The sequence below is a fragment of the Pseudothioclava arenosa genome (assembly GCF_002358085.1).
Classification (GTDB): Bacteria; Pseudomonadota; Alphaproteobacteria; order Rhodobacterales; family Rhodobacteraceae; genus Pseudothioclava; species Pseudothioclava arenosa.
The window spans coordinates 1-15,684 of record NZ_NTJD01000007.1 but is presented as its reverse complement, the minus strand read 5'-3'; the positions used below and the strand labels follow the sequence as shown (position 1 = coordinate 15,684).

Here is a 15,684-nt window from a genome sequence, read left to right as displayed (position 1 = left end):
CGTTATTTCGTGCCGAACATCCGGTCGCCCGCGTCGCCCAGACCCGGCACGATATAGCCATGCTCGTTCAGGTGATCGTCGAGAGCGGCGGTGACGATCGGCACATCGGGATGCGCCTCCTGCATCCGCGCCACGCCTTCGGGCGCGGCCAGCAGGCACAGGAACCGGATGTCGCGCGCGCCCTTGGCCTTCATCAGGTCCACCGCCGCGACCGAGGAATTCCCCGTCGCCAGCATCGGATCCACGAGGATCGTCAGCCGCTCCTCAAGCCCCTGCGGCAGCTTGCAGTAATATTCCACGGGCGTCAGCGTCGCCTCGTCACGGTAAAGCCCGACAAAGCCCACCCGCGCCGAGGGCACCAGCTCCAGCACCCCGTCCAGAAGCCCGTTCCCCGCCCGCAAGATCGACACCAGCGCCAGCTTCTTGCCGCCAAGAATCGGCGCCTCCATCTCGCACAGGGGCGTCTCGATGCGCTTCGTCGTCATCTCGAGCCCGCGCGTGACCTCATAGGCCAGCAGCAGGCTGATCTCGCGCAGGAGCCTTCGGAACGTCGCGGTCGAGGCATGTTTCTCACGCATCAAGGTCAGCTTGTGCTGCACCAGAGGGTGATCGACGACGGTCAGCTGCGGGATCATGGCGTACTCCCAGATTCGGTTGCAAGAAGGTCGCGGCCCGGCCCCCGTTCGGGCAGGCCGAGATGGGCGGCGACGGTGGCCGCCACGTCGACAAAGGCGCATTGGCCCAGCGCGCGCGGCGAAGCACCCGGCATCGCGCCCAGCACCGGCACGCGTTCGCGCGTGTGATCGCCGCCGGTCCAGGTCGGATCGTTGCCATGGTCGGCGGTGAAGATGGCAAGGTCTCCGGGACGGAGCCGGGCCAGAAATTCCCCCGCCTGCCCGTCAAACCATTCCAGCGCGCGCGCATAGCCCGAGACATCGCGGCGGTGGCCGTAGAGGCTGTCGAATTCGACGAAATTGGCAAAGGTCAGGCTGCCCTCTTCGGCCTCCTCCGCCAGCCGGATCAGATGCGCGGCCAGATCGGCGTCGCCCTTGCCCTTGTGCAGCGCGCCGACGCCGCGATGGCTGAAGATATCCCCGATCTTGCCGATTGCATGGGTCATCCGCCCCGCCTCCGCCGCCCAATCCAGAAGCGTCGGCGCGGGCGGCGCGATGGCGAAATCGCGCCGGTTCGGCGTGCGCGCGAAATGGCCCGGCGTGCCAAGGAAGGGACGCGCGATCACGCGACCCACCCGCATACCATGCAGAAGCGGCGCGATGTCCTGACAGAGCCGCAGCAGGCGATCGAGCCCGAAGGCCTCTTCGTGGGCGGCAATCTGCAGCACGCTGTCGACCGAGGTGTAACAGATCGGCCAGCCGGTGCGCAGGTGCTCGGCGCCCAGATCCTCGATGATCTGCGTGCCCGAGGCGTGGCAATTGCCCAAGATCCCCTCGGTCCCGGCGGCGGCCTTGATCGCCGCGACCACCTCGGGCGGGAAACTGTTGGTCAGGTCGGGGAAATAGTGCCAGTCCCAGGGCACGGGCACCCCGGCCAGCTCCCAATGGCCCGAGGGCGTGTCCTTGCCTTTTGAGACCTCGGTCGCGGCACCCCAGAGGCCTTTCGGCGCAGCACCCAGCCCAGGCGGCGCCAGCCCCGAGGCCAGCTGCACCGCCGCGCCAAACCCCAGCGCGTCCAGATGCGGCAGGCGCAGGGGCCCCAAGCGGCCCTGCTCCGCGCGACCCGCAGCACAGGCCTCGGCGATATGGCCCAGCGTGTTGGCGCCGGTATCGGGCGTGGTGCCGTTAAAGAAGCGGTCAGCATCCGGCGCGCCGCCGATGCCCACGGAATCCATCACGATCAGGAAGGCGCGCGCCATCAGCCCAGCCTTTCCACGATCAACTCGGGCGGTGAAACCGGCCCCTCGGTCAGTTCATAGGCCGCGATCACCTCGGCCGCCGCGCGCTCGGCCGCCGCCGCATCGGCGGCATGGACCAGCGCAAGCGGCGCGCCCGCCTCGAACGTCTCGCCAATCTTGGCCAGATGCGACAGGCCGACCGAAGGGTTCACCTTATCGCTGCCAACAAGCCGCCCGCCGCCCAGCCGCACCACCGTAAGCCCGAGGCTTTCCGCATTCACCCCCGAAACGATCCCCGCCCGCGGCGCGGCCACCAGATAGGTCACCGGCGCCGAGGGTAGCCTATCGGGATATCGTTCAACGAAATCCATCGGCCCGCCCAGCGCCGCGACCATCCGCCCGAAAACCTCAGCCGCGCGCCCCGATTCCAGCGCGTTGTCGATACGCGCGCGCCCCTCGTCGGCATCGCCCGCCAGCCCCGCCAGCACCAGCGCCTCGCCGCCCAGTGCCGAGGTCACCGCCCAGAGATCGGGGTTCACCTCGGAGCCGGTCAGCAGTTCGAGCACCTCCATCACCTCCAGCGCATTGCCCGCCGTGCGCCCCAGCGACTGGTTCATGTCGGTGACCAGCGCGACCGTCTTGCAGCCCGCACCATTCGCCGTCTCGACCAGCGCCTGCGCAAGATCATGCGCCGCGGCGCGGGTCTTCATGAAGGCGCCCGTGCCCCATTTCACATCGAGCACCAGCGCCTCCAGCCCGGCCGCCAGCTTTTTCGACAGGATCGAGGGGGTAATCAGATCAATGCTCTCGACCGTGCCCGAGATATCGCGGATGCCGTAAAGGCGACGGTCGGCAGGCGCAATGTCATCGGTGGCGCCGATGATCGCGCAGCCCACATCCCGCACCACCTTGTGCAGAAGCTCCGGATCGGGCGCGGTGCGATAGCCGACGATCGCCTCCATCTTGTCGAGCGTGCCGCCGGTGTGGCCCAGCCCGCGCCCCGAGATCATCGGCACATAAGCGCCGCAAGCCGCCAGCGCCGGCGCCAGCAGCAAGGACACCGAATCTCCGATGCCGCCCGTCGAATGTTTGTCGATCACGGGGCCGGGCACGTCCCAGCGCATCACCTTGCCGGAATCGCGCATCGCCTCGGTCAGCGCGACGCGCCCCTCGCGGCCAATGCCGCGCAGAAACACCGCCATCGCGAAGGCCCCCGCCTGCGCGTCCGAGACCGAACCATCCGCCAGCCCCCGCGCAAACCAGCGCGCGGCCTCGGGGGTAAGCCCCTTGCCGTCGCGCAAGGCCGCGATGATCGCCCGTGCTTCCATCAAGCCTTGTCCATATGCGACATGTCGAACCGACCCGGCAGCAGATCACCGATCGTGGTTTCAAGCCGGTCGCCATCAGTCGTGGCCAGCGTCACCGGCGTTTCGGCGCGGCCAAACTCGGCCAGCTTCTGGCGGCAACCGCCGCAGGGCGGCACTGGCGTCGGGCTGTCGGCGATCACCGCGACCTCGATCAGCTCGGTCTCGCCCGCCGCGATCATCGCCGCGATCGCGCCCGCTTCGGCGCAGGTGCCTTCGGGATAGGCCACGTTCTCGACATTGACCCCGCGATAGATCACGCCCGAGGCGCCGCGCACCGCCGCGCCGACCTTGAACTTCGAATAAGGGGCATAAGCATTCTCGCGCACCTCGCGCGCCGCCTTCAGAAGGGACATCGCTTCCTCCGTTGGTTGCGACCGTGTTTTGTCCATCCGGTCGATTTTTCTCGATCCTGCGCCGGGATCACGCGCGATGCAAGAGGGCCACGACCGGCCCTTTTCCGCCGAAAACCGAGGTGGTGGCGCAACCAGCCCCTTCAAACCGGATTCGATATAGTTTAAAGCTAAACCAGTTTCGGGAGGGCCAGATGGACGAAGCAAGACAGGACAGCGCGCGTCAAGCCGCACTTGATTATCACGAATTCCCCAAGCCGGGAAAACTCGAGATCCGCGCCACCAAGCCGCTGGCGAACGGCCGCGACCTGAGCCGCGCCTATTCCCCGGGCGTCGCTGAGGCCTGTCTTGAGATCAAAGCCGACCCGACCGCCGCCGCCCGCTACACCGCGCGCGGCAACCTCGTTGCGGTGGTCTCGAACGGCACCGCGGTGCTGGGGCTGGGCAATATTGGCGCGCTGGCCTCGAAGCCCGTGATGGAGGGCAAGGCCGTCCTGTTCAAGAAATTCGCCAATATCGACTGTTTCGACATCGAGCTGAACCAGCCCGACCCGGTCAAGCTCGCCGAGATCGTCTGCGCGATGGAGCCCTCGTTCGGCGCGATCAACCTCGAGGACATCAAGGCCCCCGACTGCTTCATCGTCGAACAGATCTGCCGCGAGCGGATGAACATTCCGGTCTTCCACGACGACCAGCACGGCACTGCCATCGTGGTGGGCGCGGCGGCGACCAACGCGCTGCATCTGGCTGGCAAGAAATTCGACGAGGTCAAGATCGTCTCGACCGGCGGCGGCGCGGCGGGCATCGCCTGCCTGAACATGCTGCTCAAGCTGGGCGTCAAACGGGAGAATGTCTGGCTCTGCGACATTCACGGGCTGGTCTACGAGGGCCGCGAAGTCGACATGAACCCGCAAAAGGCGGCCTATGCGCAGAAATCCGACCTGCGCACGCTGGACGAGGTGATCGACGGCGCCGACATGTTCCTCGGCCTCTCCGGCCCGGGCGTGCTCAAGGCCGAAATGGTCGCGAAAATGACCCCGCAGCCGATCATCTTCGCGCTGGCGAACCCGACCCCGGAAATCCTGCCCGACGAGGTGCGCACCGTCGCCCCCGACGCGATCATCGCCACGGGCCGCTCGGATTTTCCGAACCAGGTCAATAACGTGCTCTGCTTCCCCTTCATCTTCCGCGGCGCGCTCGACGTGGGGGCCACGCAGATCAACGACGAGATGCAGCTGGCCTGCATCGACGGCATCGCGGCACTGGCCCGCGCCACCACCTCGGCCGAGGCGGCGGCGGCCTATCGCGGCGAAAAGATGACCTTCGGCGTCGATTACCTGATCCCGAAACCCTTCGATCCGCGGCTGATCGGCGTGGTCTCGTCCTCGGTGGCGAAGGCCGCGATGGACACCGGCGTCGCTACCCGCCCGATCGAGGACCTCGCCGCCTACAAACGCAAGCTCGACGGCTCGGTGTTCAAATCGGCCCTGCTGATGCGCCCGGTTTTCGAGGCCGCCGCCACCGCCGAGCGGCGCATCATCTTTTCCGAGGGCGAGGACGAGCGCGTGCTGCGCGCCGCCAACGCGATGATAGAGGAAACCACCGACCGCCCGATCCTGATCGGCCGCCCCGAGGTGATCGAGCACCGCTGCGAACGCGCGGGCCTGCCGCTGCGCCTGTCGGACCTGGAAATCGTCAACCCCAACGACGACCCGCGCTATCGCGACTATTGGGGCACCTACCACGAGCTGATGGCGCGCCGTGGCGTGACGCCTGACCTCGCCCGCGCGATCATGCGCACCAACACCACCGCGATCGCCGCCGTGGCCGTGCATCGCGGAGATGCCGACAGCATGATCTGCGGCACCTTCGGGCAGTATCTGTGGCACCTCAGCTATGTCCGCCAGCTGCTGGCGCGCGGCGGGCTGCACCCGGTCGGCGCGCTCAGCCTGATGATCCTGGAAGACGGGCCGCTGTTCATCGCCGACACCCATGTCCACCATGAGCCGACGCCCGAGCAGATCACCGAGACCGTGCTCGGCGCCGCGCGCCACGTGCGCCGCTTCGGCCTGCAGCCCAAGATCGCGCTCTGTTCGCACAGCCAGTTCGGCAACCTCGACACGGATTCGGGGCGCCGGATGCGCGCCGCGCTCGAGATGCTCGACATGCGCCAGCCCGATTTCGCCTATGAGGGCGAGATGCATATCGACGCGGCGCTGGACCCGAACATCCGTGAACGGCTCTTGCCGAACTCGCGCCTCGACGGTCCCGCGAACGTGCTGGTCTTTGCCAATACCGATGCCGCCTCGGGGGTGCGCAACATCCTCAAGGCCAAGGCCGGCGGGCTCGAGGTCGGGCCGATCCTGATGGGAATGGGCAACAAGGTGAATATCGTCACCCCCTCGATCACCGCGCGCGGGCTTCTGAACATGTCCGCGATCGCCGGCACGCCGGTCGCGCATTACAGCTAAAGCCACCGCCTGCGTCTCCGACCGGGGCGCGCAGGCGGCATTTTGCAAAGATCGCAAATTCTCCAGAGAATTTTGAATACGCGCCGACACTTTGCAAACATTTGCACGGCAATTTTACGCCGATATGCAAATTTCTTACCGATCGCCGGGATTCAATCTTGTAACAATCTTGCGAGAATCTTTCAGCCTGCCTAACAAGCATGCAAGCATGGAGGAGGCACACATGTCGTATGATCAGGTTTATTCCGCCTGGAAGGCGGATCCGAATGGGTTCTGGATGGATGCTGCCAAGGGCATCGACTGGGACCAACAACCCTCGAAAGCGCTGTTCGAAGAGAACGCTCCGCTTTACGAGTGGTTCTCGGACGGCATGGTGAACACCTGCTGGAACGCGGTTGACCGCCACGTCGAGGCCGGTCGCGGCGACCAGATCGCGATCATGCACGAAAGCCCGATCACCCATTCGACCAAGGGCATCACCTATCGCGAACTGCGCGACCGTGTTGCCTCGCTCGCCGGTGCGCTGCGCATGCGCGGCGTCGAAAAGGGCGACCGCGTCATCATCTACATGCCGATGATCCCCGAGGCGCTCGAAGCAATGCTCGCCTGCGCCCGGATCGGCGCGATCCACTCGGTGGTGTTCGGCGGTTTCGCCGCGCATGAGCTTGCCGTGCGCATCGACGACTGCCAGCCCAAGGCAATCATCGCGGCGTCCTGCGGCCTCGAGCCGAACCGCGTCGTGCATTACAAGCCGCTGCTCGATGCCGCCATCGAACAGGCCGAGCACAAACCCGAATTCTGCGTCATCTTCCAGCGTGAGCAGGAAGTGGCGAAACTGGTCGAAGGCCGCGACTTCAGCTGGCACGGCTTCCAATACGGCGTGAAGCCCGCCGAATGCGTGCCGGTCGAGGGCAACCATCCCGCCTATATCCTTTACACCTCGGGCACCACCGGCCAGCCGAAAGGCGTCGTGCGCCACACCGGCGGCCACCTCGTGGCGCTGCACTGGTCGATGAAGGCGATCTACAACATCGAGGCGGGTGACCGCTTCTGGGCCGCCTCGGACGTGGGTTGGGTCGTGGGCCACAGCTACATCTGCTACGGGCCGCTGCTGGCCGGCGCGACCACCGTCGTGTTCGAAGGCAAGCCCGTCGGCACGCCCCACCCGGGCGTGTTCTGGCGGATCATCCAGAACCACCGCATCAAGTCCTTCTTTACCGCACCGACCGCTCTGCGTGCGATCAAGCGCGAAGACCCGACCGGCGAATGGATCAAGCGCTACAAGCTGCATGACCTGCAGGCGCTGTTCCTCGCGGGCGAGCGCGCCGACCCCGACACCGTGAAATGGGCGCAGGAGCACCTGGGCGTGCCGGTCGTCGACCACTGGTGGCAGACCGAGACCGGCTGGGCCATCGCCGCGAACCCGATCGGGATCGAAGTGCTGCCGACCAAGATCGGCTCGCCGACCGTGCCGATGCCGGGCTATGACGTGCAGGTCCTGGACGAGGGCGGCCACCCGGTCGAGCCGGGCCAGTTCGGCGCCATCGCGATCAAGCTGCCGCTGCCTCCGGGCACGCTGCCGACGCTGTGGAACGCCGAGGCGCGCTATCGCAAATCCTACCTTGAGCATTTCCCCGGCTATTACGAGACGGGCGACGCGGGCTACATGGATGAAGACGGCTATGTCTACATCATGGCGCGCACCGATGACGTGATCAACGTCGCGGGACACCGCCTTTCGACCGGCGCGATGGAAGAGGTTCTGGCCTCGCATCCCGACGTTGCCGAATGCGCCGTGATCGGCGTATCCGACGACCTCAAGGGCCAGTCGCCGGTGGGCTTTGTCTGCCTCAACAAGGGTGCGACGCGCGCCCCGGCCGATGTGGTCAAGGATTGCGTGAAGCTGGTGCGCGACCAGATCGGCCCGGTTGCGGCCTTCAAGCTGGCCGTCGTCGTCAACCGCCTGCCGAAAACCCGCTCGGGCAAGATCCTGCGTGGCACGATGGTGTCGATCGCCGACAACAAGCCCTACAAGATGCCCGCGACCATCGACGATCCGGCGATCCTCGACGAAATCAAGGTTGCGCTGCAGTCGATCGGCTACGCCAAGGGCTGATCACGCACCTAAGAACTGAAAAGGCGGGGGCCGGGCGACCGACCCCCGCCTATTTTCTTGCGCGATCCCACCAAAGCCTTATAAACCTTAGGCATTATACCAATCCTTTTTGTTGAATCCATTTTCAGTTCGACCCTTTGATCATGACCCCCAGCAACGCCGAGACAGACGACCCACCCCATAGAGGCAGCCCGCTCGGGCTCTTTTCGCAACGGCAGCACGCCCGCCACCAGACACCGACAGACAGCACCGCGGCGCGACCACAGCGCAAAGCTTCGGTTCAAATACATATTCTCGCTTTTCAGCCGCGTTTCAGACATGATGCGCCGATGAGGACCGACGCGCTGGAAAGGATATCGTGATGTTCGGTCAGAACGATCCACGATACCCGCTGCCTGATCTGGATGTGCTGCTTGTCGAAGATGCCGCGAGCCTTCGCGCCATCTACGAACCGCATCTGCGCCGCGCAGGCCTCGACACCCATTGCGCCGCCACCGCGTCAGACGCCCTTTCGCTGTTTCAGCGCCACCGCATGAAGTTGGTGCTGATTGACCTGTCGCTCCACGACCGCGACGGCTTTGACCTGCTGGCCGATATTCTGGCGCTTCAGCCCGAGACCGCCGTGGTGGTCATCGCCGCCGAGCGCTCGACCGAGCAGGCCGTGCGCGCGATGCGGGCCGGCGCGCTGGATTTCCTAGTGAAGCCGATCAGCGAAGAGCGGCTGGGCGAAGTGATCGAGACCGCGCGCCAGCTTGCCCAGCAACGCGCGGATCTCGACAGCCGGTCGGGCGGCGCCCCGCTTGGCGAATTCATCGGGCGCTCGCCCCGGATGCAGCAGGTCTATGGCCATATGCGCGCCGCCGCCCGCTCGCAGGCGCCGCTACTGATCTCGGGCGAGATCGGCACCGGCAAGAAGCTGGCCGCACAATGCATCCATGCCCTTTCGGCCTATGGCTCGGACGGGTTCCAGGCGCTCGATTGCGCCGCGCTCACCCCCGAGCTGCTGGAAGAGGCGACGCTGACGGCTCCGCGCGCCCAACGCCCGGATGGGGTCGGCCTGATCGGCGGGACACTGTTTCTCGATAATATCGACGAGATGAGCGCCCCGACCCAGTCGCGCCTGCTCGACATCATGCAGAACCATGGCGACGGCAAGACCGGCCTGCCCCACGGGCGGCGGCTGATCTCGGCCTGCGCGGCATCGCCGACGGCGCTGGTCACGGAAGCCGGGCTGCGCCGCGACCTGTTCTACCGGCTCAACGTGCTGACGCTGACGATGGTGCCCTTGCGCCTTCGCCGCGAGGATATCACCCCGATCGCGCGCACCCTGCTGCATCGGATCGCCATGCAGGAAGGCCGTCCTAGCATGGAACTGTCCTCCGCGGCCGTCAACGCGATCGAGGCCTATGACTGGCCCGGCAACGTGCGCGAGATGATCAACGCGCTGCGCTCAGCGCTGGTGCTGAATGACGGCCCCGAACTGACGCCCGAGATGCTGCCCGGCGAGATCGGCAACATGCCCGCGCACCCCTATCCCGAAACTCCGGCGCATAAATCGCTCTCGGGCCTGACGCTGGCTGAGGTCGAAAAGCTCGCGATCCGCGACGCGCTCGCACGCCATAATGGCGCGGTGGCCAAGGCGGCGGCCGAGCTGGGCGTGGCCCCCTCGACGATCTATCGCAAACTTGGGGACTGGCGCAAAGCCTGAGCGATCAGGCGAATTGCTCGCGCATCAGGCGCTCTTCGAGCCCGTGGCCCGGGTCGAAAAGGATGCGATGCTCAACGCCCGGCTCCGAGCGCACCTCGACCCAGCGCACCGGCTTGACCGAACGCGAATCCGCATCCGCCATGACCGGGCGTTTTTCCGGATCGAGCACGTCGAACCGAACCAGCGCGGAATTCGGAATGATCGCGCCCTGCCAGCGCCGTGGGCGGAAGCTCGCGATGCCAGTCAGCGCCAGCACATCCGAGCCGATCGGCAGGATCGGCCCATGCGCCGAGTAATTATAGGCGGTCGAGCCCGCCGGCGTCGACAGGATCGCGCCGTCGCAGACCAGTTCTTCCATCCGCAGCTTGCCGTTGATCGAGATCTGAAGCTTCGCCGCCTGAGGCCCGGCACGCAGCAGCGACACCTCGTTGATCGCCAGAAGCTCGTGAATCTCGCCATCCATCGTCTCGGCGCGCATCGCCAGCGGGTTGATCACCGCCTCTTCGGCGCCCGCCAGCCGCTCGGGCAGGTCCTTGGGCTCGTAATCGTTCATCAGGAAGCCGATCGTGCCGCGGTTCATGCCATAGACCGGCAGGCCGGAACCGTCGTGCAAAGTCTGCAGCATGAAGCCATCGCCGCCGAGCGCCACGATCACCTCGGCGGATTCGCGCGGCACCTGGCCGTAGCGCCGCACCAATTGCTCCAGCGCGATCTGCGCGCTCTCGGCGTTCGACGCGGCGAAATGGATCAGCTTTCCCTTGCCCACGGCCCGATTTCCCTTCGTTTTCCAAGATGTGACAAGCACGGCCCCGAAACACAAGCGTCGATCCCCGCGAAATGGCGCGCCAAAATGCCCGTTCGTCGTTTTGAACGCTTTCAGAGCCGCAAATTCTGCGATAAACGACCGACAAACCCCATGCCGCACCTTGCAGGAGACCGCCACATGACCGGCCAGCGCGACGAAGGCTTCTTCACCGAGAAACTAGCCACCCGTGACCCCGAGCTTTGGGGCTCGATCACCGATGAACTCGGTCGCCAGCGCGACGAGATCGAGCTGATCGCCTCGGAAAACATCGTGTCCGCCGCGGTGATGGAAGCCCAAGGCTCGGTGCTGACCAACAAATATGCCGAAGGCTACCCGGGCAAGCGCTATTATGGCGGCTGCCAGTTCGTCGATGTCGCCGAGAACCTCGCGATCGACCGTGCCAAGCAGCTGTTTGGCTGTGACTTCGCCAACGTGCAGCCGAACTCGGGCTCGCAGGCGAACCAGGGCGTGTTCAACGCGCTCCTGCAGCCGGGCGACACCATCCTCGGCATGTCGCTCGACGCGGGCGGCCACCTGACCCACGGCGCCAAGCCGAACCAGTCGGGCAAGTGGTTCAACGCGGTCCAGTACGGCGTGCGCAAACAGGACTCGCGCCTCGACTACGATCAGGTCCGCGCGCTGGCGCAAGAGCACAAGCCGAAGCTGATCGTGGCTGGTGGCTCGGCCATCCCGCGCCAGATCGACTTTGCCGAATTCCGCAAGATCGCGGATGAGGTCGGCGCCTGGCTGATGGTCGACATGGCGCATTTCGCGGGCCTCGTGGCCGGCGGCGCGCATCCCTCGCCCTTCCCCTATGCCGACGTGGCCACCACCACCACGCACAAGACCCTGCGCGGTCCGCGCGGCGGCATGATCCTGACCAACAACGAAGAGATCGCGAAAAAGGTCAACTCGGCGATCTTCCCGGGCATTCAGGGCGGCCCGCTGATGCATGTGATCGCGGCCAAGGCCGTGGCCTTCGGCGAAGCGCTGCGCCCCGAGTTCAAAGTCTATGCGAAACAGGTCATCGCCAACGCGCAAGCGCTGGCCGACGAGCTGATGAAGGGAGGCCTCGATATCGTCACCGGCGGCACCGATACCCACGTGATGCTGGTCGACCTGCGCCCGAAAGGCGTGAAGGGCAACACCACCGACAAGGCACTGGGCCGCGCGCACATCACCTGCAACAAGAACGGCATCCCCTTCGATCCGGAAAAGCCGACCGTGACCTCGGGCATCCGTCTGGGCACGCCCGCCGGCACCACCCGCGGCTTCAAGGAAGAAGAGTTCCGTCAGATCGCACGGATGATCATCAAGGTCGTCGACGGTCTGGCCGCGAATGGCGAAGACGGCAATGACGCCGTCGAGGCCGAGGTGCGCGCCGAAGTGGCCGCGCTCTGCGCCAGCTTCCCGCTCTACCCGAACCTTTGATTTCGCAAAGGCTTGCGCTATCTCAAGGGGGCCGCGAGGCCCCCTTTCGCTTGGAGAGACTATGCTCAACCTGATCGACCAAGGCAGCCACCCCGCGCAGCCGCCGCTCCTGATCGCGCCCGGCCTGTTCGGCTCGGCCCGCAACTGGGGCGTGATCGCGAAGCGTCTGTCGCAGGACCGCCGCGTGCTGTCTCTGGATATGCGCAACCACGGCGACAGCTTCTGGTCGGACGATCACAGCTATGCCGCGCTGGCGGGCGACCTGGCCGAGGTGATCGAGGCCAATGGCGGGCGCGCCGATGTGATGGGCCATTCGATGGGCGGCAAGGCCTCGATGGTGCTGGCGCTGACCCGGCCGGATCTGGTGCGCAAACTGGTCGTGGCCGATATGGCGCCGGTGCGCTACGGCCATGCCGCCACACATGGCGGGCTGATCGCGGCGATGCAGGCGCTCCAGATCGACGACCTGACCTCGCGCTCCGAGGCCGACCGGCGCTTTGCCGAAAGCGTCGCCGATCCGGGCACCCGCGCTTTTCTGCTGCAATCGCTGGAGTTGCGCGACGGACCTGTGCGCTGGAAGTTCAACCTCGATGCGCTCAAGGCCAATCTCGAAGGCATCCTCGGCTGGCCCGAAGACCTGCCGTTTGCGCCGTTCGAAGGCCCGGCGCTCTTCGTGCATGGCGCGAAATCGCCCTATGTGAAGGACGAGATGCACGCGCGCATCCGCGGTCTCTTCCCGGAGGCCGAATTCACCGCGATCGAAGGCGCGGGCCATTGGCTGCATGCCGAACGCCCCCGCGAATTCGAGACCGTCGTCGCCGAGTTTCTCGCGCGCGACTGAACCCGCAAAAGGCAAAGCCCAATCCCCCGTGGGGATCGGGCCTCGCAAGACGTGCTGATCCGGTCAGGCGTTCTCGTTAATCATCTTGGCGACATACCAAGAGATCGGCAGCGCGACGACAAAGCCGATCGCGGCGGTGACGATCATTGCCTTGACCGTGAACATGTTCATCACCAGCGCGGCGGTGATCAGGATGCCCGCAAGGGTCGGGCCGGCGAGAGCATAGATGATACTCATCAGGCGGATCATAGGGTCCTCCGAAGGATTAAGACGCGTTCGCAGGCAAGGGACACCCTTTCCGATCACCAAACCTTGATCTGCATCATATCTTTGCTCCAGCAGGGCGCGGCGGGTTGTCGCGGTCAGCAGGACATTTTGAAACGCGCCTCGCCGGTATCGCCGGGCAGCGAGGGCGAGGCCCAGAGCCCACGCGCGGGGCCCGCGACGGCACACCCCGCCGCCGTTTCCGCCGCACGGATCATCAGCGGCGGCACCCGGTCACGCTCGGCGCGGGAGAGGTACCCGTGCCGGATCACCTCCGCCTGCCCGTCCTTTAAAAACACGGTGAAATCAATACCTTCGATAATCATGTCGTGACGCTCGGCGCCAAAGAACTGTGGCGCTGGCGAAGCCCCACAGGCGGCGAGCACGAGGGCAAGGCTCAGAGCAAGACGGGGGGCGTGCGGTCTGGTCATGAAATCAGCGTGGTGGGCTTTGATTAACGAAGCGTTAAAATCCAGCTTTCGTCTGGTTTTTCGTCTGTTTCACGCCCGATACCTCGCCCCCGCACGGCGCATGAAAAAGTGCTTAACGCCCTCCGCGCAAGACTGCCCCAAACGGAACATTCCAGACCGGAGACCACCATGCCCAACCCGAACCGCCCGCTGACCGCCTCGCAGCGCGAACACCACTACTACATGGCCGATGCCATCCGCCGCCTGGAATGGGACCTGCACAACACGATCGACGTGGGCGGACGGATCCCGGCGGAATGGCACGAGATCGCCCGCGCGCGGCGCCCCAGGCGCAAGGTGAAGGTGACGCTGTGGCTCGATGAGGCGGTGCTGCGCTTTCTGAAATCGCAAGGGCGCGGCTATGGCGAGCGGGCGAATGCCGTGCTGGAAGCCTTCATGCATGCGCGGTTGGCCGGGCTGGTGAAAGGCGCGGACACGATCGACCCCTATCGCGACAACGGCTTCGACGCGCCCGAGCGCCCAGCCTGGGGCCTGACCGACCATGAGATGACGGGCGGAGACGGCCCGGCGCCAAGGATCGGGGCGAAGGAACGGATAAGGATCAAGCGGCGGTGACGGGGCGTGGTGACGGGGCGCGGCGCGGCGGCGCTCGGGAAGGTGGAGCGCTCTATGGCCGCCAGATCCGCGAAAGGCCGGAGCGAGACGCTTTCCACTCCCGCGGGGAAGGGACAGCTTGCAGGGAAAGCGAACCCGCTAAGAAATTTGGCCAGAAATCAATCGATCAATTTTTACTGCATAGCGATCAGTCATCCCCGAAACATAATCAGTCAAAGCGTGCGCTGCCGAATACGGATCAGATACATCCCGCAGATCAATTTGCGTCATCCCAACGAGCTGCCTGTGATATTCTGAGAGTTTGGACTTGTCCCATTTCTTTTCTTGCAACTCCTCGAAAAGAGGAAGAAGCCCCGACAAAACCCTGTGCAAAATTGCACGTCCAGCAACATCAAGTTTCGTTTTTCTGGGAGCAGTAAAAATTTGATCCCGAGCAACGCCTTTAATGTCTCTAAACTTCTCAGAGAGATTGCTGGCAGATACAAGAGACGCAGAAAATTCTCCACGCATGATCTTATCATAGTTACTCTTAAATGCTTCAACGCAGGCGGGGATCGCGGCGTTTATTGCACGCGCACGATAATAGGAAACTTCTTCATTCCTTGAATCAAAAGTCTGATTTGATCCCCCAAACAAATCCGAGAGAAGATCCTTGACCGCCTCAAAAGGCAAGTCACCCGCCGTATAGGCATCCTCCAAGTCCATGATATTATAGCAAATATCATCAGCAGCCTCGACCAGAAAAACCAGCGGGTGTCGACACCACCAGATTTCGCCGTCGGCATCGCCCCCCACCAAGAGTCCTAGCCTTTCCGAAATCTTCTTAAATATATCATACTCGGATATAAATACCCCGAACTTATCAAGGCCTTTGTATACATTGCCGCCAATTTTTTCGGCCGCATCCTTTTCTCTTTTCGACGAGATTGCAAGGGCAGGATACTTCGTGAACGCCCCATAGGTTGCATGCGTCAAGCGCATCCCACCGTCGCTGCGATACATTTCGAGGCGCGCAAGCAAACGGAAACCCTGCGCATTCCCTTCAAACTTCTTCAGCTCCTCTTTCTGAGCATCGGTGAGGTCGGAGAACATACTCCGGGAGTTGTCGAGTTCTTTAGAGAACCACCCTCCAATCGCGTTTTCTCCTGAATGCCCGAAAGGAGGATTTCCAATATCATGCGCCAGAGCCGCAGCCTGCACGACTCCGGACACGACATGACGTTTTCCTTTTTCTATAAATTCCTTTTCCTCGAGCCAGTGACCGACCGCCAACCCTAATGAGCGCCCGACACTACTGGTCTCGATGGGCATTGTTGCAGAACTCTGGCTGCGAAGGATTCACATCGCGAATCCATGCAGTTAGACGCGTGGTATGAGCAAGCCCAAGCCCGCCCGCTATCGCACGACGAACTGGTCCGACTACAACGCTGCGC

14 protein-coding genes are annotated in these 15,684 nt (G+C 64.4%); 6 read left to right on the top strand and 8 right to left on the bottom strand.

Going from position 1 to position 15,684, the window contains the following annotated elements; genetic code table 11:
* Positions 1-2: 2 nt before the first annotated feature.
* From upp to CLN94_RS09810, 4 genes are read right to left on the bottom strand one after another with little or no spacing between them, the layout of a single operon-like run.
* A complete protein-coding gene (gene upp, locus CLN94_RS09825) occupies positions 3-635 on the bottom strand; it encodes a uracil phosphoribosyltransferase (RefSeq protein ID WP_096433708.1) in 633 nt (210 codons plus the stop codon).
* Entirely contained in the window at positions 632-1,873 is a 1,242-nt protein-coding gene (locus CLN94_RS09820) for a phosphopentomutase (RefSeq protein WP_096433706.1), read from the bottom strand. The genes upp and CLN94_RS09820 overlap by 4 nt, the downstream gene beginning before the upstream one ends.
* Complete coding sequence (locus CLN94_RS09815) at positions 1,873-3,180, bottom strand: thymidine phosphorylase (protein WP_096433704.1); 1,308 nt, start codon at positions 3,178-3,180, stop codon at positions 1,873-1,875. Before CLN94_RS09815 ends, CLN94_RS09820 begins: the two co-directional genes overlap by 1 nt.
* Positions 3,180-3,608: a cytidine deaminase gene (locus tag CLN94_RS09810; protein ID WP_096433702.1), complete on the bottom strand. Its 429-nt coding sequence runs from the start codon at positions 3,606-3,608 to the stop codon at positions 3,180-3,182. Before CLN94_RS09810 ends, CLN94_RS09815 begins: the two co-directional genes overlap by 1 nt.
* 155 nt (positions 3,609-3,763) lie before the next feature.
* Between CLN94_RS09810 and CLN94_RS09805 the strand changes: the two genes are divergently transcribed.
* The 3 genes from CLN94_RS09805 to CLN94_RS09795 all read left to right on the top strand — a co-directional run bounded on the left by CLN94_RS09805 (position 3,764) and on the right by CLN94_RS09795 (position 9,864).
* The gene (locus CLN94_RS09805) at positions 3,764-6,040 is read left to right on the top strand and encodes an NADP-dependent malic enzyme (protein WP_096433700.1); all 2,277 of its coding nucleotides are present in this window, start codon (positions 3,764-3,766) and stop codon (positions 6,038-6,040) included.
* 223 nt (positions 6,041-6,263) lie between these two features.
* Positions 6,264-8,156: a propionyl-CoA synthetase gene (locus tag CLN94_RS09800; protein ID WP_096433919.1), complete on the top strand. Its 1,893-nt coding sequence runs from the start codon at positions 6,264-6,266 to the stop codon at positions 8,154-8,156.
* A 361-nt stretch (positions 8,157-8,517) separates the two neighbouring features.
* Positions 8,518-9,864, top strand: coding sequence for a sigma-54-dependent transcriptional regulator (locus CLN94_RS09795; protein ID WP_096433698.1), 1,347 nt, complete (start codon positions 8,518-8,520; stop codon positions 9,862-9,864).
* A 4-nt stretch (positions 9,865-9,868) separates the two neighbouring features.
* On the opposite strand, the gene CLN94_RS09790 is transcribed toward CLN94_RS09795, so the two are convergent.
* Entirely contained in the window at positions 9,869-10,630 is a 762-nt protein-coding gene (locus CLN94_RS09790) for an NAD kinase (RefSeq protein WP_179300284.1), read from the bottom strand.
* Positions 10,631-10,807: 177 nt separating this feature from the next.
* Here CLN94_RS09790 and glyA point away from each other — a divergent pair, with 177 nt between their 5' ends.
* Positions 10,808-12,100, top strand: coding sequence for a serine hydroxymethyltransferase (gene glyA / locus CLN94_RS09785; RefSeq protein ID WP_096433917.1), 1,293 nt, complete (start codon positions 10,808-10,810; stop codon positions 12,098-12,100).
* Between the two features lie 61 nt (positions 12,101-12,161).
* Positions 12,162-12,941: an alpha/beta fold hydrolase gene (locus CLN94_RS09780; RefSeq protein WP_096433696.1), complete on the top strand. Its 780-nt coding sequence runs from the start codon at positions 12,162-12,164 to the stop codon at positions 12,939-12,941.
* A 63-nt stretch (positions 12,942-13,004) separates the two neighbouring features.
* Here the strand turns inward: CLN94_RS09780 and CLN94_RS09775 are convergent, their stop codons facing one another.
* The gene (locus CLN94_RS09775; RefSeq protein ID WP_096433694.1) at positions 13,005-13,190 is read right to left on the bottom strand and encodes a CTP synthetase; all 186 of its coding nucleotides are present in this window, start codon (positions 13,188-13,190) and stop codon (positions 13,005-13,007) included.
* A gap of 113 nt (positions 13,191-13,303) precedes the next feature.
* Positions 13,304-13,636 carry a hypothetical protein gene (locus tag CLN94_RS09770; protein ID WP_143598903.1) on the bottom strand — a complete coding sequence of 111 codons (333 nt, stop codon included), beginning with the start codon at positions 13,634-13,636 and terminating at the stop codon, positions 13,304-13,306.
* Between the two features lie 168 nt (positions 13,637-13,804).
* Between CLN94_RS09770 and CLN94_RS09765 the strand changes: the two genes are divergently transcribed.
* Positions 13,805-14,251 carry a BrnA antitoxin family protein gene (locus CLN94_RS09765; protein WP_096433690.1) on the top strand — a complete coding sequence of 149 codons (447 nt, stop codon included), beginning with the start codon at positions 13,805-13,807 and terminating at the stop codon, positions 14,249-14,251.
* 138 nt (positions 14,252-14,389) lie between these two features.
* On the opposite strand, the gene dgt is transcribed toward CLN94_RS09765, so the two are convergent.
* Complete coding sequence (gene dgt / locus CLN94_RS09760) at positions 14,390-15,562, bottom strand: dGTP triphosphohydrolase (protein ID WP_096433688.1); 1,173 nt, start codon at positions 15,560-15,562, stop codon at positions 14,390-14,392.
* Between the last annotated feature and the right edge of the window lie 122 nt (positions 15,563-15,684).

Bases quoted from the DNA above. Each gene is read 5' to 3' on its own strand.
- upp (WP_096433708.1), bottom strand. From the start codon at position 635: ATGATCCCGCAGCTGACCGTCGTCGATCACCCTCTGGTGCAGCACAAG.
- CLN94_RS09820 (WP_096433706.1), bottom strand. From the start codon at position 1,873: ATGGCGCGCGCCTTCCTGATCGTGATGGATTCCGTGGGCATCGGCGGC.
- CLN94_RS09815 (WP_096433704.1), bottom strand. From the start codon at position 3,180: ATGGAAGCACGGGCGATCATCGCGGCCTTGCGCGACGGCAAGGGGCTT.
- CLN94_RS09810 (WP_096433702.1), bottom strand. From the start codon at position 3,608: ATGGACAAAACACGGTCGCAACCAACGGAGGAAGCGATGTCCCTTCTG.
- CLN94_RS09805 (WP_096433700.1), top strand. From the start codon at position 3,764: ATGGACGAAGCAAGACAGGACAGCGCGCGTCAAGCCGCACTTGATTAT.
- CLN94_RS09800 (WP_096433919.1), top strand. From the start codon at position 6,264: ATGTCGTATGATCAGGTTTATTCCGCCTGGAAGGCGGATCCGAATGGG.
- CLN94_RS09795 (WP_096433698.1), top strand. From the start codon at position 8,518: ATGTTCGGTCAGAACGATCCACGATACCCGCTGCCTGATCTGGATGTG.
- glyA (WP_096433917.1), top strand. From the start codon at position 10,808: ATGACCGGCCAGCGCGACGAAGGCTTCTTCACCGAGAAACTAGCCACC.
- CLN94_RS09780 (WP_096433696.1), top strand. From the start codon at position 12,162: ATGCTCAACCTGATCGACCAAGGCAGCCACCCCGCGCAGCCGCCGCTC.
- CLN94_RS09775 (WP_096433694.1), bottom strand. From the start codon at position 13,190: ATGATCCGCCTGATGAGTATCATCTATGCTCTCGCCGGCCCGACCCTT.
- CLN94_RS09770 (WP_143598903.1), bottom strand. From the start codon at position 13,636: ATGACCAGACCGCACGCCCCCCGTCTTGCTCTGAGCCTTGCCCTCGTG.
- CLN94_RS09765 (WP_096433690.1), top strand. From the start codon at position 13,805: ATGCCCAACCCGAACCGCCCGCTGACCGCCTCGCAGCGCGAACACCAC.
- dgt (WP_096433688.1), bottom strand. From the start codon at position 15,562: ATGCCCATCGAGACCAGTAGTGTCGGGCGCTCATTAGGGTTGGCGGTC.